This is a genomic window from Rubrivirga sp., from assembly GCF_965213695.1.
Classification (GTDB): Bacteria; Bacteroidota; Rhodothermia; order Rhodothermales; family Rubricoccaceae; genus Rubrivirga.
Genome location: NZ_OZ243912.1, coordinates 847142 through 871831, shown reverse-complemented (window position 1 = coordinate 871831; position 24690 = coordinate 847142). Strand labels below are relative to the sequence as shown.

At 72.3% G+C, this 24690-nt stretch carries 22 protein-coding genes and 1 pseudogene; 12 read left to right on the top strand and 11 right to left on the bottom strand.

The window, feature by feature from the left end; genetic code table 11:
- Positions 1–76 precede the first annotated feature (76 nt).
- The 7 genes from ACOOHE_RS03890 to ACOOHE_RS03860 all read right to left on the bottom strand — a co-directional run bounded on the left by ACOOHE_RS03890 (position 77) and on the right by ACOOHE_RS03860 (position 10355).
- On the bottom strand, positions 77–1444 hold the full coding sequence (locus tag ACOOHE_RS03890; RefSeq protein ID WP_420456488.1) for a hypothetical protein: 1368 nt from the start codon (positions 1442–1444) through the stop codon (positions 77–79).
- A gap of 144 nt (positions 1445–1588) precedes the next feature.
- Entirely contained in the window at positions 1589–2236 is a 648-nt protein-coding gene (locus ACOOHE_RS03885; protein WP_420456487.1) for a c-type cytochrome, read from the bottom strand.
- Between the two features lie 85 nt (positions 2237–2321).
- On the bottom strand, positions 2322–2996 hold the full coding sequence (locus ACOOHE_RS03880; protein WP_420456486.1) for a DUF3341 domain-containing protein: 675 nt from the start codon (positions 2994–2996) through the stop codon (positions 2322–2324).
- 4 nt (positions 2997–3000) lie between these two features.
- The gene (nrfD, locus tag ACOOHE_RS03875) at positions 3001–4602 is read right to left on the bottom strand and encodes an NrfD/PsrC family molybdoenzyme membrane anchor subunit (protein ID WP_420456485.1); all 1602 of its coding nucleotides are present in this window, start codon (positions 4600–4602) and stop codon (positions 3001–3003) included.
- 5 nt (positions 4603–4607) lie between these two features.
- Positions 4608–7889 (bottom strand): 4Fe-4S dicluster domain-containing protein, encoded by a 3282-nt coding sequence (locus ACOOHE_RS03870; RefSeq protein WP_420456484.1) that lies wholly within the window; start codon positions 7887–7889, stop codon positions 4608–4610.
- A gap of 69 nt (positions 7890–7958) precedes the next feature.
- The gene (locus tag ACOOHE_RS03865) at positions 7959–8630 is read right to left on the bottom strand and encodes a cytochrome c3 family protein (protein WP_420456483.1); all 672 of its coding nucleotides are present in this window, start codon (positions 8628–8630) and stop codon (positions 7959–7961) included.
- A gap of 360 nt (positions 8631–8990) precedes the next feature.
- A complete protein-coding gene (locus ACOOHE_RS03860) occupies positions 8991–10355 on the bottom strand; it encodes an MATE family efflux transporter (RefSeq protein WP_420456482.1) in 1365 nt (454 codons plus the stop codon).
- 123 nt (positions 10356–10478) lie between these two features.
- Here ACOOHE_RS03860 and ACOOHE_RS03855 point away from each other — a divergent pair, with 123 nt between their 5' ends.
- The 6 genes from ACOOHE_RS03855 (at position 10479) to nadC (ending at position 16593) form a co-directional block, all read left to right on the top strand.
- On the top strand, positions 10479–12605 hold the full coding sequence (locus ACOOHE_RS03855) for a glycosyltransferase (protein WP_420456481.1): 2127 nt from the start codon (positions 10479–10481) through the stop codon (positions 12603–12605).
- A gap of 45 nt (positions 12606–12650) precedes the next feature.
- Positions 12651–13022 carry an endonuclease domain-containing protein gene (locus ACOOHE_RS03850; RefSeq protein WP_420456480.1) on the top strand — a complete coding sequence of 124 codons (372 nt, stop codon included), beginning with the start codon at positions 12651–12653 and terminating at the stop codon, positions 13020–13022.
- Between the two features lie 180 nt (positions 13023–13202).
- Positions 13203–14183 (top strand): acetyl-CoA carboxylase carboxyltransferase subunit alpha, encoded by a 981-nt coding sequence (locus ACOOHE_RS03845; RefSeq protein ID WP_420456479.1) that lies wholly within the window; start codon positions 13203–13205, stop codon positions 14181–14183.
- Positions 14184–14274: 91 nt separating this feature from the next.
- The gene (locus ACOOHE_RS03840; RefSeq protein ID WP_420456478.1) at positions 14275–14706 is read left to right on the top strand and encodes an acyl-CoA thioesterase; all 432 of its coding nucleotides are present in this window, start codon (positions 14275–14277) and stop codon (positions 14704–14706) included.
- A gap of 89 nt (positions 14707–14795) precedes the next feature.
- Positions 14796–15680: an MBL fold metallo-hydrolase gene (locus tag ACOOHE_RS03835; RefSeq protein ID WP_420456477.1), complete on the top strand. Its 885-nt coding sequence runs from the start codon at positions 14796–14798 to the stop codon at positions 15678–15680.
- A gap of 10 nt (positions 15681–15690) precedes the next feature.
- On the top strand, positions 15691–16593 hold the full coding sequence (nadC, locus tag ACOOHE_RS03830; RefSeq protein ID WP_420456476.1) for a carboxylating nicotinate-nucleotide diphosphorylase: 903 nt from the start codon (positions 15691–15693) through the stop codon (positions 16591–16593).
- A gap of 22 nt (positions 16594–16615) precedes the next feature.
- Here nadC and ACOOHE_RS03825 read toward each other — a convergent pair whose 3' ends face one another.
- Positions 16616–17068, bottom strand: coding sequence for a septal ring lytic transglycosylase RlpA family protein (locus ACOOHE_RS03825; protein ID WP_420456475.1), 453 nt, complete (start codon positions 17066–17068; stop codon positions 16616–16618).
- Positions 17069–17458: 390 nt separating this feature from the next.
- On the opposite strand from ACOOHE_RS03825, the gene plsY reads away from it, so the two are divergent.
- Positions 17459–18130, top strand: a complete 672-nt coding sequence (plsY, locus tag ACOOHE_RS03820; protein ID WP_420456474.1) for a glycerol-3-phosphate 1-O-acyltransferase PlsY — start codon at positions 17459–17461, stop codon at positions 18128–18130.
- 143 nt (positions 18131–18273) lie between these two features.
- Entirely contained in the window at positions 18274–18993 is a 720-nt protein-coding gene (locus tag ACOOHE_RS03815; RefSeq protein WP_420456473.1) for a hypothetical protein, read from the top strand.
- Between the two features lie 21 nt (positions 18994–19014).
- Here the strand turns inward: ACOOHE_RS03815 and ACOOHE_RS03810 are convergent, their stop codons facing one another.
- Positions 19015–19773 (bottom strand): arylesterase, encoded by a 759-nt coding sequence (locus ACOOHE_RS03810; protein ID WP_420456472.1) that lies wholly within the window; start codon positions 19771–19773, stop codon positions 19015–19017.
- A 141-nt stretch (positions 19774–19914) separates the two neighbouring features.
- On the opposite strand from ACOOHE_RS03810, the gene ACOOHE_RS03805 reads away from it, so the two are divergent.
- Both ACOOHE_RS03805 and ACOOHE_RS03800 read left to right on the top strand, forming a co-directional pair.
- Positions 19915–20661, top strand: coding sequence for an ABC transporter ATP-binding protein (locus tag ACOOHE_RS03805; protein WP_420456471.1), 747 nt, complete (start codon positions 19915–19917; stop codon positions 20659–20661).
- A 215-nt stretch (positions 20662–20876) separates the two neighbouring features.
- Positions 20877–23435 carry an ABC transporter permease gene (locus ACOOHE_RS03800; RefSeq protein ID WP_420456470.1) on the top strand — a complete coding sequence of 853 codons (2559 nt, stop codon included), beginning with the start codon at positions 20877–20879 and terminating at the stop codon, positions 23433–23435.
- A gap of 46 nt (positions 23436–23481) precedes the next feature.
- On the opposite strand, the gene ACOOHE_RS03795 is transcribed toward ACOOHE_RS03800, so the two are convergent.
- Together ACOOHE_RS03795 and ACOOHE_RS03790 are read right to left on the bottom strand one after the other, a co-directional pair.
- On the bottom strand, positions 23482–23832 hold the full coding sequence (locus ACOOHE_RS03795; protein ID WP_420456469.1) for a DUF5615 family PIN-like protein: 351 nt from the start codon (positions 23830–23832) through the stop codon (positions 23482–23484).
- Positions 23829–24044 carry a DUF433 domain-containing protein gene (locus ACOOHE_RS03790; protein ID WP_420456468.1) on the bottom strand — a complete coding sequence of 72 codons (216 nt, stop codon included), beginning with the start codon at positions 24042–24044 and terminating at the stop codon, positions 23829–23831. Before ACOOHE_RS03790 ends, ACOOHE_RS03795 begins: the two co-directional genes overlap by 4 nt.
- Positions 24045–24214: 170 nt before the next feature.
- On the opposite strand from ACOOHE_RS03790, the gene ACOOHE_RS03785 reads away from it, so the two are divergent.
- Positions 24215–24421: a hypothetical protein gene (locus tag ACOOHE_RS03785; protein ID WP_420456467.1), complete on the top strand. Its 207-nt coding sequence runs from the start codon at positions 24215–24217 to the stop codon at positions 24419–24421.
- Positions 24418–24639, top strand: a pseudogene (locus tag ACOOHE_RS03780) (type II toxin-antitoxin system RelE/ParE family toxin); the annotation flags it as partial. The gene ACOOHE_RS03785 and the pseudogene ACOOHE_RS03780, both read left to right, overlap by 4 nt.
- Positions 24640–24690 lie beyond the last annotated feature (51 nt).

Below are 24690 nucleotides of genomic sequence, written 5' to 3'. Positions count from 1 at the left end.
GCTCCGTGGAGCGCCCGGTTTCCTGCGCGAGCCCGCTTTCCGCGCCGACCGGCCTCTGTCGGCCACGTCGGCGCGGCTAGACGTTCTCGAACCGGAGGGAGTCCGTGAAGGTTGGATCACCGTAGGGCGTGAGCGCGTGGCGCCCGAGCCGGAGCAGGGCAACGCCCACGTAGAGACCGAACAGCCCGAGCCAGATGCCCATCTCGACGAGTGGCAGGTGGGGCTCGACGACGTGGAGCGCCATCCCGGTCGTCGCCTCGCCGATGGCCTCGGCGGGCGGGACGGCCTGCAAGCTGGCGAGCAACTCGCCGCCGCCGCCGAGCACGGCCGCGTGGCCCACCTCCGACGCGACGTGCATCGACGGCATCGCGATCCACCAGAGGTCGACCCAGTGCATCACGAGGAGCCAGACGGCCATCGTCGCCAGCGCCGGGGCGATCCGCTTGGTCGCGCGCGGGAGCAGGATGAGGAGCGGCAGCACAAAGTGGAACAGCAGGAGCGCCCACGCCACCGTCTCCCACCCGCCTTCGAACCGCTTGTGGAACCAGACGATTTCCTCGGGCAGGTTGGCGTACCAGTACAGCATGTACTGGCTAAAGGCGATGTACGTCCAGAAGATGACGAACGCCATCATGAACTTGCCCATGTCCTGGGTGTGCTCGGTCGTGACCTCGGGCAGCATCCCGGCGCGCTTGAGCAGCAGCGCCAGGAACGTGACCAAGCACAGCGCCGCGAGCCACCCGCCGGCGAAGAAGTAGACGCCGAACATGGTCGAGAACCAGTGCGGGTCGGTCGACATGAGGTAGTCGTAGCCGGCGAACGCCGTGATGACGGCGGCCAGCGGGATCCCGTAGGCGCTGATCTTGCGGAGCTCGAGCGTGTTCTCGATTGACGGCTCTCGGTCGTTCCGCACCGAGATGGCGTAGAGCCGCGAGCCCAGCCACGACAGGACGCCGAAGTACAGGACGTAGCGGACCAGGAAAAACGGGACGTTGAGGTACGCCTTCTTGCCCGCGATGATCGAGTCGTAGTCGGGCGAGGCCGGGTCGAACAGCTCGTGGTGCGTCCAGTGGAACAGGTCGTGCATCCCGAGCAGGACCGGGATCCCCGCCAGCGCGATGAGCGGGAACGAGGCCGCGAGCCCCTCCGGGATCCGCCGGATCGTCGTGCTCCACCGGGCCTTCGTGATGTGCTGGATCATCACGAAGAACAGCGCGCCGATGCTCACCGACAGGCAGAACGTCCACGCGATGAGGTAGGCGAACAGGACGCGCGGCGTGTCGCCCGAGGCCAGCCCGACGACGCCGCCCAACGCCAGCAGCGCCAGCCCGACGGCGATCGGCACCAGCCACCAACGCTGGTCGCCCGTGAACCGGTAGCGCGCCGGCACGTGGTCGCCCTCGGCGTCGACGGGGTCGAAAAAGTACGAGAGGGGGTTCGCCATGATCGGTGATGCGTGATGCGTGATGCGTGATGGGGCCGCCGGGGAGGGTCGAAGCAGGCCGTCAGCAGTCAGACATCAGGGGGCTTGGGGCGACAGGAGTGACTCGGACGGATGGATCACGCATCACGAATCACGGATCTCGGTTTAGTTCTGCCGGACGTTGGGGTTGGCCGCGTCGAGCCGGTCGCGCTCCGTCTGGGGGAGGTCGGTGGAGGTCGCCGCTTGCGAGCGCTGGAGCGCGCGGACGTAGGCGACGACGGCCCACCGATCGGCCGGGGCCATCTCGTGGCCGTAGCTCGGCATCGTGTTGACGCCGTTCTGGATCACGTCGTAGACGTAGCCGTCGGGCCGGTCGCGGAGCGCGTCCGTGTGGTAGCTCGGCACCTGGAAGCCGTACCCCAGCCCCCCGTTGCCGACAGCCACGATGCCGCGGCCGTCGCCGGCGTAGCCGTGGCACACCGTGCAGTAGATGTTGTACCGCTCCTGCCCGCGCTCCAACAGCGACGGCGTGACCTCGATCGGGATCTCGCCGACGTAGGCGCCGTCGGCCGTCCGGCCGTACTCGTAGGGCGCGTTGGCGGCCGTCTTGAGCTGGCCGCGCGCGACGGTCCCCGCGACGGGCGTCCGCATGGCGGCGCCGTCGGCGAAGAGCGGGTTGGGCTCCTGGGCCTCGAACCGCTGGACGTAGTCCATGTTGAGGTTCGGGTGGATCGGCGGGGCCTCGCTCGTCATCCCGCGGCAGCCCGCGAAGGCGACCACCGATGCAGCGAAGAGGAGTAGACGAATCGTCATAATGAGATGCGTGATACGTGATGAGTGATAAGAGCGCGAGGGAAGGTTGGGGCGAGTCCTCACGCATCACGCATCACTCGTCACCCTAGATGTCGCCGGTCGTGTGGTGGGGGACGACGGGGCCCGACACCTCGGGCTCGGCGCGGACGGCGACGTCGGTCGGCTCGCCGGTCTCGGAGACGGCCGTGGCCCCCTCGTGGTCGACGTACTCGACGGCCGTCGCGCCCAGTCCGAACAGGTCGGCGGCGGTCGTCTCGCGCGAGAACGTCCCGTCGCGGCCCGAGACGTGGACGAAGAAGGCGTCGTCGGTGGCCCGGCCGAATCGGTCCGAGTAAAACAGCGGGTTGTACGGCTTGGGCAGCCCGTTCAGCGCCAGCATCCCGCCGACGGCCGTCAGCGCCGAGAACAGGATGGTTAGCTCGAAGATGATCGGGATCGAGCTCTCCCAGGCGAACAGCGGCTTGTTCGAGATGTTGATCGCGTAGTCGACCTCGCTCGTCCACCACTGGAGGAGGAAGCCGAGGACGCCGCCGGCCACGGCGCCGCCGAACACCATGAACCCGAGCTTCGAGACGGGCAGGCCCATGGCCCGGTCCATCCCGTGGATCGGGAACGGCGTGAACGTGTCGAGCTGGGTGTAGCCCTTCTCCCTCAGGCCCTCGACGGCGTGGACGAGCGCGCCCGGGTCGGAGAACTCGGCCAGGAGGCCGACGTGCTGGTTGGCTCGGTCCTCGAGCCGCGTGCGGAGTGCGTCGAGCATCGGATTAGGCGGCGGAGGGGGCGGTCCCGTCGGCGGTCCCGTCGGCGTCGGGGCGGTCGGGGATCCCGTCGGCGTCGGGGTCCGTCGCGGCCGGGGCTGCGCCCTGGACGTAGGCGTCGTGCTGGTACGGCGCCAGCTCGTGCGGCGTCCCGTGGCCGTCGCCCGAGTGGGGGTAGAAGTGGGGGTCGGCCTGGGGCATCACGCCCTTGACCTCTGCGATCGCCACCATCGGCACGAACCGGAGGAACAGGAGGAACAACGTGAAGAACAGCCCGAACGAGCCGACGAACAGGAGCACGTCCCACAGCGTCGGGCTGTAGTAGTCCCAGCTCGACGGCAGGAAGTCGCGGTGGAGCGAGGTGACCGTGATCACGAACCGCTCGAACCACATCCCGATGTTGGTCGTGATCGAGATCACGAACGAGAGCCCGATCCACCGCCGGAACCGCTTGACCCAGAAAAGCTGCGGGAAGATCAGGTTGCAGCTCATCATGATCCAGTACGCCCACCAGTACGGGCCCGTCGCCCGGTTGGCGAAGGCGTACTGCTCGTAGGCCACGCCCGAGTACCACGCCATAAAGAACTCCGTGATGTACGCGAACCCAACGACGGTCCCGGTCACCAGGATGATGATGTTCATCTTCTCGATGTGGTCGAGCGTGATGAGGTTCTCCAGGTCGTACACCTTGCGCGCGACCAGCAGCAGCGTCTGGACCATCGCGAAGCCGGAGAAGATGGCGCCGGCCACGAAGTAGGGCGGGAAGATGGTCGTGTGCCAGCCCGGGATGATCGAGACGGCGAAGTCGAACGACACGACCGAGTGGACCGACAACACGAGCGGCGTCGCGAGCCCGGCCAGGATGAGATAGGCCCGCTCGTAGTGGCGCCAGTGGCGGTTCGAGCCGGTCCAGCCGAGCGCGAAGAAGCCCAGGATCCGGGCCCGCAACGTCCGCCCCATCCGGGCCGCCCGGTCGCGGATCGTCGCCAGGTCCGGGATCAGGCCGACGTACCAGAACAGGAGCGAGACCGACCCGTAGATGCTCACCGCGAACACGTCCCAGAGCAGCGGGCTCTTGAACTGCGGCCACATGGCCATCTGGTTCGGGATCGGCAGCGTGTAGTAGATCACCCACACCCGACCGACGTGGAACGTCGGGAACAAGAGCGCACACGCGACGGCGAACAGCGTCATGGCCTCGGCCGCCCGGTTGATCGACGTCCGCCACTTTTGCCGGAACAGGAAGAGGACGGCCGAGATCAGCGTCCCGGCGTGGCCGATGCCGACCCAGAACACGAAGTTGACGATGGCCCAGCCCCAGAACACCGGGTTCGTCAGGCCCCAGACGCCCGGCCCGTTCCAGACGAGGTAGGCGATGGAGAGGCCCAGGATGCCGAGCCCGGCGAGGGCCGCGCCGAAGGCGAGGAACCAGCCGACCGGCGTCTTCTTCTCGGTGTGGTACGAGACCAGCTCCGTGATGTCGTGGAACGACAGGTTGCCGCGGACGAGGGGGGCGTCCTCGAGCGTCAGCGGCGAGCCGTCCGGATAGGTCGGCGCGCCGTCGCCACCGAGGCGGTCGTACGCGGATTTGGAGGTGACGGTGGCCATGGGGCTTAGGCGTCGGCGGCGGGGTGGTCGCCTGCGGCGTGGGCGTCGATCACGGTGTCGTACGGTGTGGCGAGGCCGGGATGCGGGTTGCGCAGCCGAGCGAGGTAGGTCAGGCGCGGCTTGACGGCGAGCTCGGCCAGGACGGCGTAGTTCCGGGGGCTCTCCTTGCTCCGCGAGACCGCGCTCGTGCGGTCCCGGAGGTCGCCGAACACGATGGCGTCGGCCGGGCACGCCTGCTGGCACGCCGTGACCACCTCGCCGTCCTGGAGCTCGCGGTCCTCGATGTGGGCGTACTGCTGGGTCTGGCGGATCCGCTGGACGCAGAACGTGCACTTCTCCATCACGCCGCGGTAGCGGACGGTGACGTAGGGGTTCGACTGCATCTGGACCTCCGTCGGCAGCGTCTTCGTCCAGTTGTAGAAGTTGTACCGGCGGACCTTGTACGGGCAGTTGTTGGCGCAGTACCGCGTGCCGATGCACCGGTTGTACGTCATCTCGTTGAGCCCGTCCGGCGAGTGCGCCGTCGCGTTGACTGGGCAGACCTGCTCGCACGGGGCGTTCTCGCAGTGGACGCACATCATCGGCTGCGTCACCATGCCCGGGTCGGACTCGTCCGTGCCGACGTAGTAGCGGTCGAGCCGGAGCCAGTGCATCTCGCGGCCCCGGGCCACCTGGTCCTTGCCCACGACCGGCACGTTGTTCTCGGACTGGCACGCGACGACGCACGCATTGCACCCGGTGCAGGCGTTGAGGTCGATCGTCATGCCCCACTGGTTGTCCGAGTAGATCCACTCGCCGATGCGAGGGTCATCGCTCGCCGAGTTCTCCTCGCCCCACAGCGGGTCGAAGTTCTCCCACGGCGTGTCCTCGACGTAGTGGTCCTTGATCTTGGCGAAGTCGGGCTCGGCCGTGTACTCCTCGACGGTCGCCGAGCGGACGATGGCCCGGCCCTGCATCGTCCCGTGGTCCTGGGTGCTCGCCAGCAGGTAGTCACCGGCGACCGCCTCGACGGCGACCGTCAGCGGGCCACCCGCCAGCGTCCGGCACCGCTCGACGCGGGCCGACGGGGCGCCCTCGCTGAGGTCGGCGCCGACGAGCGCCGCCAGCGTCCCCATCCGGTACACGTCGGTGTCGACGCTGCCCGGCCGGAGCCAGCGGTTGACGCGGCCGAAGACGTTCATGTCCTCGACCGGCCGGTCGGTCGCGAGGTCGCGGCCGTAGCCCAGGAACGCGGTCACCGAGCCGTCGGGGTGGCCGGGCTGGACCCAGACGGGCAGCTCGACCGGGACGCCGCCCGCCGTCGTCAGGCGGACGACCGACGTCAAGTTCTTGCCCTTGGTCAGCGCCGTCCCTTCGAAGGCGTCGTCCCCGCCGCCCTCGGAGAGGTCGGCGTCGGCGCGCCCGAGGGCGATGGCCGAGAAGCGGTCGCCGTCGTCGACACCCAGGGCGACGGCCGTGCGCGGCGAGACCAGCGCGACCGGGTCCCAGGTCACCTTGGTGACCGGGTGCGGCGCCTCCTGCATCCAGGCCACGTTCGAGAACTGGCCGTCGTAGAGCGTCGGGCTCGTGCGGATGACGAGCTCGAGGGCGTCGTCGGCCGGCGGGCGCAAGCCCGAGAGGTCGGCCGCGCCGCCGCCGGAGCCGAGCGACGCGAACCGGGTGCCGGCGACGAACCCGTCGTGGAGCGCCGTCCGCCACGCCGTCTCGAAATCTCCGGCGAGCGTGCCGCGGAGCGACTGGCGGAGCAGGTCGTAGCCGGCGTTGTTGCGGCCGGTCGCGAGCGTGTTGAGGACCTCGAGGTCCGAGTGGGCGTCGGGGTAGAGCGGGGCGATCAGGGGCTGGACGATGCTCAGCGTGCCGTCGTAGGCCCGGGCGTCGCCCCAGCTTTCGAGGTAGTGGGCGCGCGGGAGGTGCCACGTGGCCCGCTGGCCCGTCTCGTCGCGGTACAGCCCGACGTGGATCGAGGTCGGCACCCGCGCCAGCGCCTCCTCGAAGCCGAGCTCGGCCGGGAGGCTGTAGACCGGGTTCGTCCCCAGCATCAGCAGCGTCTCGACCCGGCCGGCCGCCATGTCGCGGACGAGCGCCGCCAGCTGCGGGCCGACCGGCTCGACCGGGCCGGCGCCCGTCGCGAGGTACTCGACCGCGCCCCCGCCGAACTGCCCGTTGAGCGCCGCCGCGAGCGCGTGGACCTCGGCCGGCTGCGTCATCCCGGCAACGAACGCGGCCCGCCCGCCCGCGGCCCGGACGTCGGTCACGATGGCGTCGACGAACGGCTGCATGGCCTCGTCGAGCCGGGCCGCGACGCCCGTCGAGACGCCCAACCCCTGGGCGATGGCGGCGGCCACGAACGGGACCGCGCCGGCCTTGACCGCCCGGCGGTGGTCGGCCATCCCGCCCGTCGTCGTCATCGTCGACTCGACGACGTAGAGGCGCGACATCGACCCGCGCTCGTCGACGCGGCGCGAGGCGGCGTACTGGCGGTTGTTCCAGACCGTGTTGGGGTCGTCGGCGCCGATAAAGTCGGCGTCGAAGGACACGATGATGTCGGCGTCTTGGAAGCGGTAGAGCGGGCGAGCGGGCTGGCCGAGCGCGCTCTGGGTGCCGAGGGCCTGGGCGTCGTCGAGGTGGGGGCCGAGCGTGATCCACCGCGCGCCGGGCGTGGCCGCCAAGAACCGGTCGCGGAGCGCGTCGGCCGTCGGGCTGGCCGAGGGCTCGGCGAGCACGGCGATGGCCCCGCCCTGGAGACGGAGCCGGGCGGCCTCGGCCACGAACGAGCCCCAGTCGGCCCGGGCCGGCGCGGCCTCGCCGCGCGTCCAGACGTGGCGGCTCCGGTCGGGGTCGTAGAGCTGGAGGACCGATGCCTGGGCGAAGATGTCGGTCGAGCCGCCCGAGATCGGGTGCTCGGGGTTGCCCTCGGCCTTGGTCGGCCGGCCCTCGTGGCTCTGGACGAGGAGCGCGTGGCCGACGCCGCCCAGCGGCATGGCCGTCGCGTAGTAGCTCGGGACGCCCGGGATCACGTCCTCGGGCTTGCGGGCGTAGGGCAGGATGGTCTCGACGGGCCGGCGGCACCCGGTCATGCCGGCGAGCGCGGCGCTGGCCCCCATGACCTTGAGGAACGAGCGGCGGCTGGTCCCGGCGTCGGCCTCGGTGACGGGGTCGAGGAACTCCCGGTCGGGGCCCGCGGGCGGCCCCGTCCGGCTGCGCCAGGTGGGGGCCTGGCCGGCGGCGGCCTGGGCGTCTTCGTCGGCAGCCGCGTCGGCGGCGCTCAGGACGTCGAGCTCAATCATAAATGGGTGATGGGTAAAGGGCGATGGGTAAAGGGTGCTTCACCCTTCACCCTTCACTCCTCACTCGTTCTAGTAGTGGCAGGCCGAGCAGTTCTGAGGCGGCATGATGTCCTCGTTTTGGATCCGCACACGGTTCTCGGCGAGGTAGGCCTCGTAGGCGTCCTCGTCGGCGCGGACGGCCTCGGCGTAGCCCATCTGGGTCACGAGCGACGGGTCGCGCAGGTGCTCCTCCGGCGCCCGGTGGCACTCGAGGCACCACCCCATCGAGAGCGGCTCGGCCTGGTACACGACCTCCATCTGGTCGATCCGCCCGTGGCAGCTCTCGCACCCCACGCCGACGTTGACGTGGGCCGCGTGGCTGAACTGGGCGTAGTCCGGGAGGTGGTGGATCTTGACCCACTCGATGGGCACGCCCGTCGCCCAGCTCTCGCGGACCGGCAGCAGCTTCGCCGACTCCGTCTGGACGACGCCGTGGCAGTTCATGCACGTCTGGGTGCTCGGCACGTTGGCGTGCGGGCTCTGCTCGACGTGGTTGTGGCAGTACCGGCAGTCCATCCCGAGCTGGCCCGCGTGGAGCGCGTGGCTGTACGGGACCGGCTGGTCCGGCATGTATCCGACCTCGTAGAACTCGGGCGAGAGGTAGTACCAGGCGAGGAGGACGACCAGGACGCCGCCGCCGAGAGCCCCGAACAGGGACGCCGCCGGCAAGACGTTGACTTGGCGCGGGAAAAGCTGAGGCATGACCGCTGGGTGAGGGGCCCCGGCAGACGGGCGGAGGGGCGCTCGCGAAAGTAGACCGCCCTCCCCGGGGACCCGGCGAAGATAGCTCGAAAGGCCGGCTCCTGCGGCTCCAAGGGGCCCCGGCGTCGGGACGGCGGCGGGCCCGAGTCGGAATCGAAGACCGACCGGCTGGGGTCCAGGACGGAGTGAAAGTAGACCCTCCCCGCAGCTCCCACCCGGCCGCTCGCCGCCATCCGCACGGGCCCGACCCGGATCTCAGGCGATACCGGAGCCGCCCGTCACGCGCCCGGCCTGGATGGCCGGCCTGGATGGCGCCCCACGGTGGCCTCCGGTCGGCCCGAACGCCCTCGCCGCGGCGCGTTAGCCGAGCGGGGCGACGGCCACCGGCCCCAGGCGGCGCGTCTGCCGGGCAAACCGGAGCGAGAGCCCGACGGCCGCCGTCGCGAGGCCCAGCGTCAAGCCCCACCACAGACCCGGGGCCCCGCCGCCCGCCGCCAGCCCCAGCGCGCCGCCGACCGTCAGCCCGACGCCCCAGTACGAGACGGCGGCGATGAGCATCGGCGCGCGCGTGTCCTTGAGCCCGCGGAGCGCGCCAGCGACCGACGCCTGGACGCCGTCGAACAGCTGGAACACGGCCGCGATGCCGAGCAGCGTCGCCGCGAGCGCGGCCACCTCCGCCTGCGGGTCGGCCCCGGCGTAGATCCAGACGACGACGTCGGGCCGGAGCCAGAACACGAGCGCCGAGACGACCATAAACGCGGCGCCGAGCACGGTCGCCGTCCACCCCGCCCGAGCCGCGCCGTCGAGGTCGCCAGCCCCGGCCGCCTGGCCGACCCGGATGCCGCCGGCCATCCCGATCCCGAGCGGGACCATGAACGTGACGCTCGCCGCGTTGAGCGCGATCTGGTGGGCCGCCAGCGCCACCTCGTGGTCCGGCAGCCGCCCGACGAGCAGCGTCGCCGCCGTGAACAGGCCGGCTTCAAGGCCGAACCCGACGCCGATGGGCCAACCCAGGCGGAACAGGGCGCCGAGGGCTTCGGGGTCCGGCCGCCTTAAACCGGCGAACACCTGGAACCGCGCCAGCGGCCCGGTCCGCACGTAGACGGCCAGGGCCACAAACATCACAGTCATCGTCAGCGCCGAGCTCCAGCCGGTCCCGACGACGCCGAGCGCGGGCAGGCCCCAGGCCCCGAACATCAGCCCGTAGTTGAGCGCCGCGTTCGCGGCCACGCCGATGAGCGTGACGGCCAGGACGGGCCGGGGCCGGGCGTCGCCCTCGCACAGCCCGCGGAGCGCCGTGAACAGCAGGTTCGGGACGAACCCCCAGCGGATCGCGCCGAGGTAGTCGGCGGCGAGCGCGGCCGTCTCGGGCGCCTGGCCGGTCGCGAGCAGGACGGGCTCGGCGAACCCGAGGGCGACCGTGAACGGGACACCCAAGATCAGCGCGAGCCACAGCCCCTGGCGGGCCCCCCGCCCCGCCGCCGCCTCGTCGCCCGCGCCGACGGCCTGGGCGACCGTCGGCTGGACGGCCACCAGGACGCCGACGCAGACGAGCGCCAGCGTGAAGAACGTCGTCGAGCCGAGCACGATGGCCGCCAGCGCCTCGGTCCCCAGCCGGCCCACCATCATCACGTCGACGAAGCTCATCGACATCTGCGAGAGCTGGACCAGGACGAGCGGGACGGCGAGCGCGAGCGTGGCGCGGACCTCGGCCAGAGTGGGCATGGGGCTTGCGAGCGACGGGCCAAGCTACCGGCCGCCCCCTCTCTGCTCCCGCTCACGCCCGAGGAGACGCCGTTAACCAGATCGTGACGGAACCGGCCGGGCCCGCCGTCTATTTTCGCGCCGATGCCCCTCTCCCCTGCTCCTCTCGCCACGGAGGCCCCCGCGACCACGGTCGACGTCTCGGTCGTCATCGTGACGTACAACGTGCGGGAGTTCCTGGAGCAGGCGCTCCGGTCAGTCGAGCAGGCCTCGGCCGGGCTGTCGGTCGAGACGTTCGTCGTCGACAACGACTCGGCGGACGGGTCCGCGCAAATGGTGCGCGATCGGTTCCCGGACGTGCACCTCGTCGCCAACGAGGAGAACGTCGGGTTCGCGACGGCCAACAACCAGGCCATCCGCCGGGCCGCCGGCCGCTACGTGCTCGTGCTCAACCCGGACACGATCCTGCAGGAGGACACGCTCCGCACGCTCGTCGCCTTCATGGACGGCCACCCCGACGCCGGGGCCGCCGGGTGCCGCATCCTCAACCCCGACGGCACGTTCGCGCCCGAGAGCCGACGCGCGTTCCCGACACCGGCCGTCGCGTTCTACCGCATCTCGGGCCTGAGCAAGCTGTTCCCCGCCAGCCCGACGTTCGGCCGCTACAACCTGACGTACCTCCCGCTCGACGAGGTCTGCGAGGTCGACGCGCTCAGCGGCTCGTGCATGATGGTCCGGCGGGACGCGGTGCTGCCGAGTTCGGAGTTCGGAGTTCAGAGTTCAGAGTTGGTGGGCTCCGAACCCCGAACCCTGAACTCCGAACTCCGACCGTCGGCGGGCTTGTTCGACGAGGCCTTCTTCATGTACGGAGAGGACCTCGACTGGTGCTACCGGATCCAGCAGGCCGGCTGGCGGATCTACTACACGCCGGACACTCAGATCGTCCACTACAAGGGCGAGAGCACCAAGAAGGGCGACCTCCGCTACGTCTTGCTGTTCTACGGGGCGATGCTCCGGTTCGTCGAGAAGCACGTGACGCACCGCGAGGGCGCGGGCGTGCTCGACCGGCTGGCGTCGGGCGCCCTCGCGGTCGGGCTGAGGCTGGGGATCGTGGTCCGGGCCGCGCTCGCGGCCCTCGGGCGGATCGGCCGGGACGTGGCCGGGCCGGCGTCGGACGGCGCCCTGGCGTGGGCCGCGCTCGCCGCGACGGCGCTCGGGTGGAGCCGCGCCGACGGGTTCGCCTTCGAGACGAGCTACTACGCGCTCGTGCTGCCGGCCTACGCCGCCGTCTTGGTGGCCTCGGTCGGGCTGGCCGGCGGGTACCGTCGGGCCGGGCGCTCGCTGCGGGCGGTCGTGGCCGGGGCCGTGCTGGCAGGCTTGGTCGTCGCCGCGCTCGCCTTCTTCGTGCCGACGCTCGCGTTCAGCCGGGCCGTCGTCGCGCTGGGGTTGGGCGTCGCGGCGGCGCTGCTGGTGGCGCGGCGGGTCCGATGGCGGGCCGCGCGGCGGGCGCCCCGGCGGGCCCTCCTGGTCGGCGCGGGCGCCGAGGCCGAGCGGCTCCAGCGGCTCTTGGACGAGCACGCCCGCGGCAACGCCGTCGTGGGCTACGTCGCCGAGGCCGACGCCGAGGGGCCCCTCCCCTGGCTCGGCCGGCCGCGCCAGCTCCGCGACCTCGCCCGCTTGCACGGCGCCGACGACGTCGTGTTCGCCTCCGACAGCCTGACCAACACGGCCATCCTGGACGGGATGCGCACGCTCCGAGACCTCCCGGTCCAGCTCAAGATCCTGGCCTCGGGCCACGACCGGATCATCGGGAAGGCGTCGATCGAGGACTACGCGGCCCCGCTCCAGGCCGCCGAGCGGACGGTCGCCCCGCTCCGCCCGACCTGGGCCCGCCGCCTCGTCGAGCTCCCGGCCGCGTCGGTGTTCGTGGTGCTGGCCCCGCTCCTCCGGCTGGTGGCCCGGCTCCGCCCGAGCCCGCGCCTGACGCGCTGGGCCGCCCTCGCCGACCGGATGCCGGCCGTGCTCGCGGGCCGCCTGGCGCTCGTCGGCTACGACGCCGACGGGGCGCACCCGCCGCCCTCGTGGGGCCTGATGCCCGGCGTCGTGTCGGTCTTGGACACGCGCGGCCCGCGCCCGCGCACCATCGCCGACGCGCACCGGGCCTACTGGTTCTACGCCCGCCACCAGTCGGCCTGGCTCGACGTCGAGATCCTGCTCCGTGCGCTGTGGACGGCCGGCGCCAGCGACAGGAAGACGCCAGCGGGGAGGTAGACCGGGCAAGCTCGCGGGTCTTGGGAGCGACGCTCTCCGACCGCCGTGAAGCGATACGCCCCGCGCCAGAGGCCCGTCCGCCAGCATCTCCGCACACACGGGACGCCGGCCGAGGTCCGGCTGTGGACCGCGCTGAAGGGGCGCCGGCTCCGGGGCCGACAGTTCCGCCGCCAATACGGGATCGGGCCGTACGTCCTCGACTTCTGTTGCCCGGCCGAGCGGCTGGCGGTCGAACTCGACGGGGCGGTCCACGACTCGCCCCAAGCGCGAGCCTACGATACGGCGCGGACGGAAGCTCTGGAGGCGGAGGGGCTCCGCGTGGTTCGGTTCGAGAACAAGCTGGTGTTCGACAATCTCGATGGTGTGCTCGCGGCTATTGCGGGGTGCTTCTCGGATGAGGGGGAGTCGGCGGGTTGACTCCCCCCGCCGTTCGGCAGGTCGCTCCGCTCCCAGCTCGAACGGCTGTCCCCCTCGTCTGCGAGGGGGACAGTCCGTCGCCCCTGAGCGCAGTGATGGGTGACGGACGGGGGGAGCCCGACGGAGCGATGGGCGACGGACGGGAGAGCCCCCGCCCCACTCGGGCGGTACCTTTGGCGCATGGCTCATCTCCTCGACTTCGAGAAGCCCCTCGCCGACCTCGAGGCCAAGCTCGCCGAGCTCCGCGCCTTCGAGGCCGAGGACGGCTCCGTCGACCTCACCGCTCAGGTCGCCGCGCTCGAGACCCGCGTCGACACGCTCCGGCAGTCGATCTACCGCGGGCTCACGCGGTGGCAGCGGGTCCAGCTCGCCCGGCACCCCGAGCGGCCCTACACGCTCGACTACGTCGGCGCGCTGACGTCCGGCTTCACCGAGCTCCACGGCGACCGGCTGTTCGGCGACGACCGCGCGCTCGTCGGCGGGCCGGCCACGTTCCGGGGCTCGCGCTTCGGCAGTCGGGACCGGGCCGTGATGGTGCTCGGCCACCAGAAGGGGCGCGACACGAAGCAGCGGAAAGAGCGGCGGTTCGGGATGCCCAACCCCGAGGGCTACCGCAAGGCCCAGCGCCTGATGGAGATGGCGGCCAAGTTCGGCAAGCCCATCATCACCTTCCTCGACACGCCCGGCGCGTACCCCGGTCTCGAGGCCGAGGAGCGCGGCCAGGCCGAGGCCATCGCCCGGAACCTGCTGGTCATGGCCCGGCTCCCGGTCCCCATCGTCGTCGTCGTGATCGGCGAGGGGGCGTCGGGGGGCGCGCTCGGGATCGGCGTCGGCGACCGCGTGCTGATGCTGGAGAACGCGTGGTACTCGGTAATCTCTCCCGAGTCGTGCTCGTCGATCCTGTGGCGCAACTGGGACCACAAGGAGGACGCCGCGCGCGCGCTCAAGCTGACCGCGCCCGACCTGATCGACCAGGACGTGATCGACGAGATCGTCCCGGAGCCCGTCGGCGGCGCCCACCGCGACCCTGGGGCCACCTTCGAAGCGACGGGCCGCGCCATCGCCGCCCACCTCGACGCGCTCCTCGACCTCCCGACCGACGACCTGCTCGCGGGCCGCCTGGCCAAGTTCGACGCGATGGGGGCGTTCGAGGAGGTGTGATCGGGCGATGGATGATCGGGCGATTGGGGAGCCACCTTGGACGCTTGCGGTCACGACCGGCCACCACAATCGCCCGATCTGAAATTACCCGATGACCCGATTCCTCTACCGCCACCGCGTGCGGTACCGCGAGTGCGACCCGATGGGCGTCGTGTACCACGCCCACGTGCTCGACTGGTTCGAGGCCGCGCGGACGGAGGCGCTGCGCGAGGCGGGCCTGCCGTACCGAGAGCTCGAAGCCGGCGGCATCATCATGCCCGTCGTCGATCTCGCCGTGCGGTACCACGCGAGCGTCCGCTACGACGACCTGGTCGAGGTCGAGGCGTCGTTCCCGAGTGTCGGCGGGCGGTTGCCCGTCGACTACGCGGTCCGCCGGGCGGGCGAGGACGCGGTGCGGATCTCGGGCCGCGTGACGCTGTGCTTTGTGGACCGCGAGCGCGGACGGCCGGTGGCCCCGCCGGACCGCGTCCGCGAGGTTCTCGAGCGGGAGGACGAGCCGAGCGCCGTGGGACGAGCGGGCTGAGGACGCCGGGCGCTCGGGAACCGAACCCGCTCGGCCCGCGAACCGCGAAGCGACGACGCAGTCAACCCGGGACACCCGCTGAACCCACCATGCTTTCCCGCCGCCAGTTCGTCGCCCGCTCGGCCGTGGCCGCCGTCGCGCTCGGGGTCTCCCCGCTGGCGACCGCCGCACCCCGGCGCCGGGCCGAGTTCACGCTTATCCGCCGCGGCGTCGGCGCGTTCACCGACCGGGGCGGGACCATCGGCTACCTCCGGTCGCCCGACGTGCTCGTCGCCGTCGACACGCAGTTCCCGGAGTCGGCGCGGACGTTCCTCGACGGGCTCCGCGACGGCGACCGCCGGCTCGACGTGCTCGTCAACACGCACCACCACGGCGACCACACGGCGGGCAACGCCGTGCTCGCGCCGGTCGCCGAGCGGCACGTGGCGCACGAGGCCGTGCCCGGCTTACAGCGCGCCCGCGCCGTCGGGACCGACGGCTACGACGCCCAGCACTACGCCGACGAGACGTTCCGCGAGACCTGGCGCGCCGACCTCGGCGACGAGACCCTGGCGCTCTCCTACCTCGGCCCGGCCCATACCTGCGGCGACGCCGTCGTCCACTTCGAGCGGGCCGACGTGGTCCACATGGGGGACCTCGTGTTCAACCGCCGCCAGCCGTTTATCGACCGGGCCGGCGGGGCGTCGGTCGAGGGCTGGGGGACCGTGCTCGAAACGGTCCACGGCCGGTTCTCCGACGAGACGGTGTTCGTGTTCGGACACGCCGGCGAGGGCCACCCGGTGATCGGCGACCGGGCCGACCTGCTCGTCATGCGCGACTTTCTCGCGGCGGCCCGCCTCGCCATCGTCCCCCGCGCCGCCGACGGCGCGACGGCAGCCGAGATCGAGGGACTCGTCATCCCCGGCTTCGAAGACTGGGGCCCGACGCCCGCCCGCGTCGCCGAGCCCATGATCGAGGAGTTCGCCCGCTCCTAGCCCCCGCCTCATGCTCCCCCTCCCCGACGCCGTCGCCGCCGACCTCGACGCCTTGCTCGACCGGGCCCTCGCCGAGGACGTCGGCCCGGGCGACGTGACGACGGAGGCCACCATCCCGGAGGGCACCCGGGCCACGGCCCGGTTTCTGTTGAAAGAAGACGGCGTCGTGGCCGGGCTGGCCGTCGCCGAGCGCGTGTTCGAGCGCGTCGACCCCGGCCTCGCCGTCTCGTGGACGGCGGCCGACGGCGACCGGCTCTCGGCCGGGACCGTGTTCGGGACCGTCGCCGGGCGCGCGCGGTCGATCCTGGTGGCCGAGCGGCTGGCGCTCAACGTCGTGCAGCGGATGGGCGGGATCGCGACGGCGGCGGCCCGGATGGCGGAGGCGGCGGCTCCGGCCGTCGTGCTCGACACGCGCAAGACGGCACCCGGCCTGCGCGCGCTCGACAAGTGGGCCGTCGCGCTCGGCGGCGCCCGGAACCACCGCGCCGGGCTGTACGACATGGTCTTGGTCAAGGACAACCACGTCGCGGCGGCCGGCGGCATCTGCCCGGCCCTGGACGCCGTCGGCCGCTACGTCCGAAAGACGGGCCGCGAGGTGCCGGTCGAGATCGAGGCCCGGACGCTCGACGAGGTCGACGCCGTCCTCGATGCCGTCGCCGACGGGGCCCGCGTCGACCGGATCCTGCTCGACAACATGGCCCGGCGGACCGACTCGGGCCTGGACGTGTCGATGCTGGAGGAGGCCGTCCACCGCGTCGCGGGCCGCGTTCAGACGGAGGCGTCGGGCAACGTGACGCTCGACACGGTCGGGCGGATCGGCGCGACGGGCGTCGACTTCATCTCGTCCGGCGCGCTGACGCACTCGGTCACGGCGCTCGACGTGTCGCTCAAAGTGGGCCTCGACGCGGGCTGAGACCGGCGCCGCTCAGCGCCGCTCAAACGTGGCGGACCTTGCGGACGGGGGCCGGCTGGCGGCTCGGCAGCGTCGCCGGGTCGACGACCTCGAAGCGGACGCGGTGCGTCCCGCGCTGGCGCATCCGCAACCGGTCGGCCGCGCCGCCCGAGAGGTCGAGCTGGCGGCCTCGGACGAACGGGCCCCGGTCGTTGACGCGGACCAGGACGCGGCGGCCGTTGTGCGTCGACGTCACGCGGAGGAGCGTCCCGAACGGGAGCGAGCGGTGGGCGACGGTCAGCGCCCGGTGGTTGTAGCGCTCGCCGTTGGCCGTCTTGTTGCCGTGGAGCGAGGCGGCGTAGTAGCTCGCCACGCCCGTCCGCGCCGCGCGGCGGCTCTCGGCCCGGCCACCGCCCGGCACGATGGGGCCGGTGGACTGGGCGAGGCCGGGCAAGGCGAAGGCCATCAGGGCCAGAAACAGCAGGGGTCGCGTCACACAGAAGGCGGAGGGCGAAACAGCGCGGACGGGCCACGGGCCCGGGGGGATGGCGGCGAGGATAGGGCGCGCAATAATGGCCTCCAAGCCGACGGCACGGCCTCTCCGAGTCTTGGACGCCCCTTGACCGGCCCTCCGGCGCCCCGCCACCCGGCCTCCACAAACCGGCCCCGTCGTCGCGCTGTGTGAATGACCTGAGCCGCTGGCGGTGCGTGGGCCTCGCCGCCCCACCCGTCTCCCGAGACCGTCCCGTGCTCTCCCGGCGGCGTCCCCTCTCCCCGCGAGAGAGGGACAGGGTGAGGGGTCCGGCCACGCACCGAACTCGGACGGCCCCCCGCGACGGCCCGGACGGGGCCACCGCCTATCTTTCGGCCTCCTCCCCTCGCCTCGGTGGCCTCGCTCGCGCTCGTCCTGCTCCTCAGCTACCTCCTGGGCGCGATCCCCTGGGGCCTGGTCGTCGCTCGGGCGAAGGGCGTCGACCTCCGCCAGCACGGGAGCGGCAACGCCGGGGCGACGAACGCGCTCCGCGTGCTCGGCAAGGGCCCGGGCCTGGTCGTGTTCCTGCTCGACTTCGCCAAGGGCCTGGTGGCCGTCGTCCTGATCTCGACGCTCCGCGTTGGCGACGAGAGCTTGGTGGGGCTGCTCGGCTCGCGGCCTGAGCTGGCGGCGGCGTGGGGGGCGACGCTGGCCGGCACGGCGGCCATGCTGGGCCACGTCTACACGGTGTGGGGCCGCCTCTTTTTTGGGTCGTGGAAGGGCGGCAAGGGCGTCGCGACGGGCGCGGGGATGCTGACGGGCTTGGCGCCGATCCCGGTCGCCCTCGCGCTCGCCGTGTTCGTCGCCGTGCTCGCGGCCACGCGCTACGTCTCGCTCGGGTCGATCCTAGCCGCGGTGTCGCTGCCGCTGTCGCTCGTTGTGCTCCACGTGCTCGGCGTCGAGAGCCCGCCGCCGGTCTGGATCTTCGCCGTCGTCGTGCCGGCGTTCATCGTGTGGACGCACCGGGCCAACGTCCGCCGGCTCTTGGACGGGACCGAGTCCCGCGTCGGGTCGAAGGCCGGCTGACGAGACGCGGATCTGCCCGGTCCGCCCTGGCGACGGGGCAGTCGAGACCAGAGGCGATCCGCCCGGGCGACAGATTTTTTTGCTGGCCGTCGAGACGCCCCCGGCGTGTCGTATCGTCGGCGCGCCCCTACCCCTTTGCCGCCATGCGCTGCCTCGCCCTCGCCGCCGCCCTCGCGCTCGCCCTCCCCGTCAGCGCCCAGACCGACCTCGCCGACGGCTCGGGGGGGTACGCCGCCATCCAGAGCCTTTCCGTCGGTTCCATCGGCGCCCTGGACGTCGAGGGCGACCTGTCGATCGGCTGGCGCCAGGCGAACGGGCTCGACTACGGGGTCCGTGTCGGGGTCGACCGAGGGCAGGCCTTTAGCGGCCAGAACGAGGCGTGGGTCGGCCCGACGGCCGGGTACACGCGGACGCTCGGGCGGGGCGTCCTCGGTCGCGTCGAGGGGGCCGCGCTGTACCAGACGTACGACTACACGACGTACGACGAGGTCTCCGTGCTCGGCGACGACGGCCTGGTCGGAGTCGTGCGTGGTCGCACCGTCGCCCGCCAATCGGTCGCTGCGAACGTGACGGCGACTGTGGCCCGTCCCGTTCGGCTCGTTGGCTCTGTCCGGCTCCACCCGACGCTCGGGGGCTTCGTCGCGGCCGACGCCCCGTTCCGCTTTGAGGACTCCGCGTACCCGGACCAGTCCGCCTCCGCGCGAGCTGCCGCCGGGGTCCACGTTGGGGTCCCGGTCTCGTTCCGGCTGTTCGGGCAGGACGTGGCCGTCTCCAGTGCGATCCAGGTCTCGCTGACCGACGGCCGTCTGTTCCGCGGGTTCACCGGCCCGTACGCCGGCAGCGGCCTCCGCCTCAACTTTTAGCGCGCGCCGGGCGGCGACGCGCTACCCGGCCGCCCGGCGCGCGACCGGGACGACGGTCTCGGCGACGGTCTCGGCGATGAGCCGCTGGCCGGCCGCCGTCGGGTGGACGCCGTCGGACTGGTTGAGCCGCTCGACGCCGGCCACGCCCTCCAAGAGGAACGGGATGAACGCTGCGCCGTGAGCCTGGGCGACGGCCGGGAAGACGGCCCGGAACCGCTCGGTGTAGTCGGCGCCGTAGTTGGGGAGCGCCTCCATGCCGGCCACGACGAGTCGGGCGTCGGGCGCGGCCTGCTCGACCGCGTCCAAGATGGCCGAGAGGTTTTCTCGGGTGGCCGAGGGGTCAGTTCCACGAAGCCCGTCGTTGGCCCCGAGCGCGAGCACGAACACGTCGGGCCGGTTCTGGCGGAGCGTCCACGCGATCCGCCCCAACCCCCCGGCCGAGGTCTCGCCGCTGACGCCCGCGTTGACGACCCTCGCTGGGACGCCGGCCTCGTCCAGTTCGGCACCGACGAGCGCGGGGTAGGCCAAGCCCGGGTCGCTCAGGCCGTAGCCGGCCGTCAGGCTGTCGCCGAAAAACAGGACCGTCAGCGTGTCGGACTCGGCGCGCGCGTCGGCGAGGGGGACGTCGGGGGTCACGGAGGACTCGGGCGTGGCCGTCGCGCTCGGGAGCGCCCGCTCGGACGGGTCCGGGCCCGGCTCGGGGGCGACCTCCTGGCACCCGACCAGGGCGAGGGCGGTGGCGAGGAGGGCGGTGCGCCCCGCAAGCGGGAGGGTCGACATGGGATCGGAATCGTTTCGGAAGACACCCGGAACGGGCTCGGGCAGTTCCGACGTGCCGACCTCTTGGCGAACCCTTCCCCCGCGTCCCCGTACGGCCGGACGCCGACGCCGCGTTCGGCCTCCTCCCCTCCCCCTCCGCCTGTGGACGGCCCCGTTCTCTCCGCCCGCGACCTCTCCAAGACGTTCACGAACGCCGGCCGTGCGCTCACCGTCCTCGACGGCGTCTCGTTCGACGTCCCCGCCGGCTCGACGTGCGCCATCGTCGGCCCGTCCGGCAGCGGCAAGACGACGCTGCTCGGGCTGTGCGCCGGGCTCGACCGGCCGACGCGCGGGACGGTCCGCCTGGCCGGCGTGGACCTGGGCCCGCTCGACGAGGACGAGCGGGCCGCGCTCCGGGCCGAGTCCGTCGGGTTCGTGTTCCAGAGCTTCCGCCTGCTCCCCACGCTGACGGCGGCCGAGAACGTGGCGATCCCGCTCGAGCTTCGCGGCGACTCAGGCGCCCGCGCGGCGGCGCTCGACCTGCTCGACCGCGTCGGGCTGGCGGACCGCTCGGGCCACTACCCGGCCCAGCTCTCGGGCGGCGAGCAGCAGCGGGTGGCCCTGGCGCGGGCCTTCTCGGGCCGTCCCCGCCTCCTCTTCGCCGACGAGCCGACCGGCAACCTCGACGCCGAAACCGGCGCGCGTGTCGAGGCCTTGCTGTTCGACCTCAACCGGGAGGCTGGCACGGCGCTCGTCGTCGTGACGCACGACCCGGAGCTGGCGGCGCGGTGCGAGCGGACGATCACGTTCCGCGCCGGCCGGGTCGTCGAGGACACCGGCGCCCGCCCCGACGCTCCCGGCGACGGCGCGCTCGCTGCCCCTCCCCGCCCGCGCGCCGACGCCGCGTGACGACCTCCGCTCTCGCACCCTTGTCATCCTGAGCGCCAGCGAAGGATCTCAGCACGATGCGGGAGCCGACCGAGCTGTCGCCTACGGCTGGGCGACCGCGTCGAGATCCTTCGCTCCGCTCGGGATGACAAGGTGAGGGAGTAGCGACCCACACCGCCCGTCGCACCGACTCCACAGGTCCACGAGTCCACGCCCCACGAGCCCACGTCCGCCCGATGGCCCTCTCCCCGTTCCGATTCGCCTGGCAGGACAGCCGCGGGATGCGCCGCCGGCTGGTGCTCTACGTCTCGGCGATGGCGCTGGGCGTGGCCGCGCTCGTCGCGATCCGGTCGTTCGGGCTGAACCTGGAGCGGGCCGTCGCCGAGCAGTCCAAAGAGGTGTTCGGGTCCGACGTCGAGGTCCGGCGGAGCGCGGCGTTCCCGGACTCGACCGTCGCCCTGCTCGACTCGCTCGAAGCCGAGACCGGCGCGGCCGTCGTCCGCGAGGCGTCGTTCCCGTCGATGGCCCGGTTCCCCGCGTCGGGCGGTGGGGAGGGGCGGGCGCGGTTGGTCCAGGTGAGGGCGCTCGACGGGCCATACCCGCTCTACGGCGAGGTCGAGACGACGCCGGCCGACGCCGGCCGGACGCTGGGCCGCGACACGACGGGCGCCCTCGTCGACGCGACGCTCCTGTTGCAGATGGAGGCCGCCGTCGGCGACTCGGTCCAGGTCGGCGGGCGGACGTACCCCATCGTCGGGCGCGTCGACGGGGTGCCAGGCCAGACCGACATCGCGGGGCTGGTCGGGCCGCGCGTGTACCTCCCGCTGGCGGCGCTCGACTCGACGCTCCTCGGGTTCGGGAGCCGGGCCCGCTACTCGGCCGGGTTCCGGTTTGAGGACGAGGCGGCCGGCTTCGACGCCGTGCTGCCGCGGCTCGACGCCGCCGAGGTCCGCTACGAGACCGCCGGCGAGGAGCAGCAGGAGGTGTCCGAGGCGTCGGGCTACCTCACGCGGTTCCTGTCGCTCGTCGGGTTCGTGGCGCTGCTCTTGGGCGGGATCGGCGTGGCGTCGTCGGTGAGCGTCTACGTGAGCGAGAAGGCCGAGACCGTCGCCACGTTGCGGTGCTTGGGCGTCTCGTCGCGGCGCGTGCTGGCGGCGTACGCCTTGCAGGCGTTGGCGCTCGGCGTGATCGGCGCGGCGCTCGGAGCAGCGCTCGGCGTCGGCGTCCAGCGGCTGCTGCCGGCCGTCTTCGCCAGCTTCCTGCCGGTCGACGTCGACAACGCGGTCGTGCCGCGAGCCCTTGCGGAGGGGATGGGCGTGGGCTCGGCGACGGCCGTGCTGTTCGCGCTGCTGCCGCTCGTCGGCGTCCGCCGGGTGCCGCCGCTGCGGGCGCTCCGCGAGGACGCGACGGCGCACGGCGTCGACCCACTCCGCGTCGCGCTGGGCGTCGTGCTGGTGGCCGTCGTCGCCGGGTTCGCCTGGCTACAGACGCGGTCGCTCGTCGGCGCCGCCGCGTTTGTGGGCGGGACGGCGGCCGTGTTCGCGCTGCTGGCGCTGGCGGCGGTCGTCGTGCGCGCCGTCGTCCGGCGCGTCGTCCGGCCGGGCCTGCCGTGGGCGTGGCGGCAGGGGTTGTCGAACCTCCACGCGCCCGGCAACCAGACGCTCGTGCTCTTGTTGACGATGGGCCTGGGCGTGTTCCTCGTCCTCGCGCTCGGGCTCGTCCAGCGGTCGATCTTGGAACAAGTCGCCCTGCCCTCGGACGAGGCCGGTGCTCCTGACGTGGTCCTGTTCGACGTCCAGCCGACCCAGCGCGACAGCCTGCGCGCGCTCGTCCAAGCCCAGGGCCTGCCCATCGTCGACGAAGTCCCGCTCGTGTCGATGCGGATCGCGGCCATCGACGGCGTCCCCATTGACACGCTCGCCGAGCAGGCCGACGACTCGTTCTCCGGGAGAGAGGGCGGCCCCGAGCGCTGGACGCTGACACGCGAGTACCGCTCGACCTACCGCGACCGGCTGGTCGACTCCGAGACGCTCACCGCCGGCACGTTCCAAGGGACGGCCGCTCCCGACGCCGCCGTCGTCCCGATCTCGCTCGAGACCGAGATCGCGCTCGACCTCGATGTGACGCTGGGCAGCCGGATCACGTGGTCGGTCAGCGGGGCCGAGGTCGAGAGCGAGGTCACGAGCTTGCGCGAGGTCGACTGGGCGAGGGTCTCGCCCAACTTCTTCGCCGTCTTCCCCGAGGGCCCGCTTGACGAGGCGCCCCAGACGGCCATCCTGCTGACGCGCGCCGGCACGCCCGAAGCGTCGGCCCGGTTGCAGTCGGCCGTGGTCGAGGCGTTCCCCAACGTGTCGGCCGTCGACGTCCGGCTGGTGCTGGCGCTGGTGGACCGCGTGCTGAGCCGCGTGGCCTTCGTGCTCCGGTTCATGGCGTTGTTCGCCGTCGTGACGGGGCTCGTCGTGCTGGCCGGCGCCGTCCGCGTGGCGCTGGCCCAGCGGACGCGCGAGGCGGTCGTCCTGCGAACGCTCGGCGCCAGCCGAGCCCAAGTCCGCCGGATCCTGGTCGCCGAGTACGCGCTGCTCGGCGTGCTGGCCGCGCTGACGGGCGGGCTGCTGGCCGTCGCCGGGGCGTGGGGGCTGGCCGCGTTCGCCTTCGAGATCCCGTTCCGGCCGGACTTGTCGTGGCTCGGGTGGGCCCTCATCGTGGTCCCGCTGCTGACCGTCGCGGTCGGGCTGGCCGGGAGCCGGGGGGCGCTGCGCCAGCCGCCGCTGGCCGTGCTGCGGGCGGAGGGGTGAGCCTGCCCGCCTCGGGCCCATCGCCGAGGTGGGAGTGGCGGTCGTGTCACGCGGCCCGGATGCGGAGCGCGGTCGGCGTCAACACCGAGAACGCACCGGCGAGATCGCTCTCGTGGTCTCGCACCGCCGACCGCACGACGCGCACCTTGCCTTCCTCTCCGAGACCCGAAAGTCGCAGGAGGAGAACGCCAGAATGGGCCCGCCCCTGACGAAAGACCAGCTCTCCGAAGTCCGAGTCGGCCGTGAGCAGAAGGGCTGCGAGGGTCTGAGCACGGGCGAGCACGTCGGAATCGGAGAGTCCGGCGCTCCTCTCAGCGACGTATTCGACCGAGTGCCCAGCGTCTCGAAGCGCGCGGACGATCGGGCCGTCCACGCTCTCGTCCGCGACGAACCTCACGTAGCCACGGGGTACACGACGTCCGCCCGGATCGCATCCGCCGCGAACGCCAGCGCCGCGGCGATGTCCTCGCGAGCCAGACGCGGGTGAGCTGCAAGGATCTGCTCCTCCGGCTCACCGGAAGCCAGTTTCTCCAGGATCAACTCCACGCTGATCCGGGTGCCCTGGACGACCGGTTTCCCGGCGAGGATGGTCGGGTCCGAGACGATCATGTGGAGGAACGTACGACACGCCGATTCGAAGACAACCGCCCGCCTCGGCACCGACGCCGAGGCGGGCTCGCTCGGTCCGTACGCCTCGACGTGGACGCCAGCGCCTCGCACAGTGGGCGGAGCCTCCGGGGCATGAGAGACGTACCTTCTTGACGCCTGCCCCCACGCCCATGCCCACGACGATCAAGGAAGAAGCCCGCAGGATCGTCGACGCCCTGCCGGACGAGGCGACGTGGGAGGACTTGATGTACCGACTGTACGTCCGGGAGGCCGTCGAGCAGGGCATGGCCGACAGCGACGCGGGCCGGACCCGGCCGACCAGCGACGTGCGCGCCCGCCTCGGGCTCTCTCGACCGGCCACCGGGGACGCGGCGTGACGGTCCATTGGACCGACCGCGCGTTCGACCACCTCCTGCAGATCCGGGAGCACCTCGGCGTCACGTCGACGGTCTATGCGGACCGTGCCATCGAGCGGCTGATCGCGAGGTCGGAGCAGCTGGAGATGTTCCCCGAGTCGGGCCGACGTGTGGCGGAGTTCGACCGGGACGACGTGGGCGAGGTGATCGTCCCTCCGCACCGCGTGATCTACCGTGTCCGCACGGAGCAGGTCGATGCCTGGCCGTGGTCCACGAGCGACGGCAGCTCC

What these genes read in the sequence shown, in the direction of transcription:
- ACOOHE_RS03840 (WP_420456478.1), top strand. Translation starts at nt 14,275, where the DNA reads ATGACCCGATTCCTCTACCGCCACCGCGTGCGGTACCGCGAGTGCGAC.
- ACOOHE_RS03890 (WP_420456488.1), bottom strand. Translation starts at nt 1,444, where the DNA reads ATGGCGAACCCCCTCTCGTACTTTTTCGACCCCGTCGACGCCGAGGGC.
- ACOOHE_RS03800 (WP_420456470.1), top strand. Translation starts at nt 20,877, where the DNA reads ATGGCCCTCTCCCCGTTCCGATTCGCCTGGCAGGACAGCCGCGGGATG.
- ACOOHE_RS03880 (WP_420456486.1), bottom strand. Translation starts at nt 2,996, where the DNA reads ATGCTCGACGCACTCCGCACGCGGCTCGAGGACCGAGCCAACCAGCAC.
- ACOOHE_RS03835 (WP_420456477.1), top strand. Translation starts at nt 14,796, where the DNA reads ATGCTTTCCCGCCGCCAGTTCGTCGCCCGCTCGGCCGTGGCCGCCGTC.
- ACOOHE_RS03810 (WP_420456472.1), bottom strand. Translation starts at nt 19,773, where the DNA reads ATGTCGACCCTCCCGCTTGCGGGGCGCACCGCCCTCCTCGCCACCGCC.
- ACOOHE_RS03845 (WP_420456479.1), top strand. Translation starts at nt 13,203, where the DNA reads ATGGCTCATCTCCTCGACTTCGAGAAGCCCCTCGCCGACCTCGAGGCC.
- ACOOHE_RS03865 (WP_420456483.1), bottom strand. Translation starts at nt 8,630, where the DNA reads ATGCCTCAGCTTTTCCCGCGCCAAGTCAACGTCTTGCCGGCGGCGTCC.
- ACOOHE_RS03860 (WP_420456482.1), bottom strand. Translation starts at nt 10,355, where the DNA reads ATGCCCACTCTGGCCGAGGTCCGCGCCACGCTCGCGCTCGCCGTCCCG.
- nrfD (WP_420456485.1), bottom strand. Translation starts at nt 4,602, where the DNA reads ATGGCCACCGTCACCTCCAAATCCGCGTACGACCGCCTCGGTGGCGAC.
- nadC (WP_420456476.1), top strand. Translation starts at nt 15,691, where the DNA reads ATGCTCCCCCTCCCCGACGCCGTCGCCGCCGACCTCGACGCCTTGCTC.
- ACOOHE_RS03885 (WP_420456487.1), bottom strand. Translation starts at nt 2,236, where the DNA reads ATGACGATTCGTCTACTCCTCTTCGCTGCATCGGTGGTCGCCTTCGCG.
- ACOOHE_RS03870 (WP_420456484.1), bottom strand. Translation starts at nt 7,889, where the DNA reads ATGATTGAGCTCGACGTCCTGAGCGCCGCCGACGCGGCTGCCGACGAA.
- ACOOHE_RS03855 (WP_420456481.1), top strand. Translation starts at nt 10,479, where the DNA reads ATGCCCCTCTCCCCTGCTCCTCTCGCCACGGAGGCCCCCGCGACCACG.
- ACOOHE_RS03815 (WP_420456473.1), top strand. Translation starts at nt 18,274, where the DNA reads ATGCGCTGCCTCGCCCTCGCCGCCGCCCTCGCGCTCGCCCTCCCCGTC.
- ACOOHE_RS03790 (WP_420456468.1), bottom strand. Translation starts at nt 24,044, where the DNA reads ATGATCGTCTCGGACCCGACCATCCTCGCCGGGAAACCGGTCGTCCAG.
- ACOOHE_RS03785 (WP_420456467.1), top strand. Translation starts at nt 24,215, where the DNA reads ATGCCCACGACGATCAAGGAAGAAGCCCGCAGGATCGTCGACGCCCTG.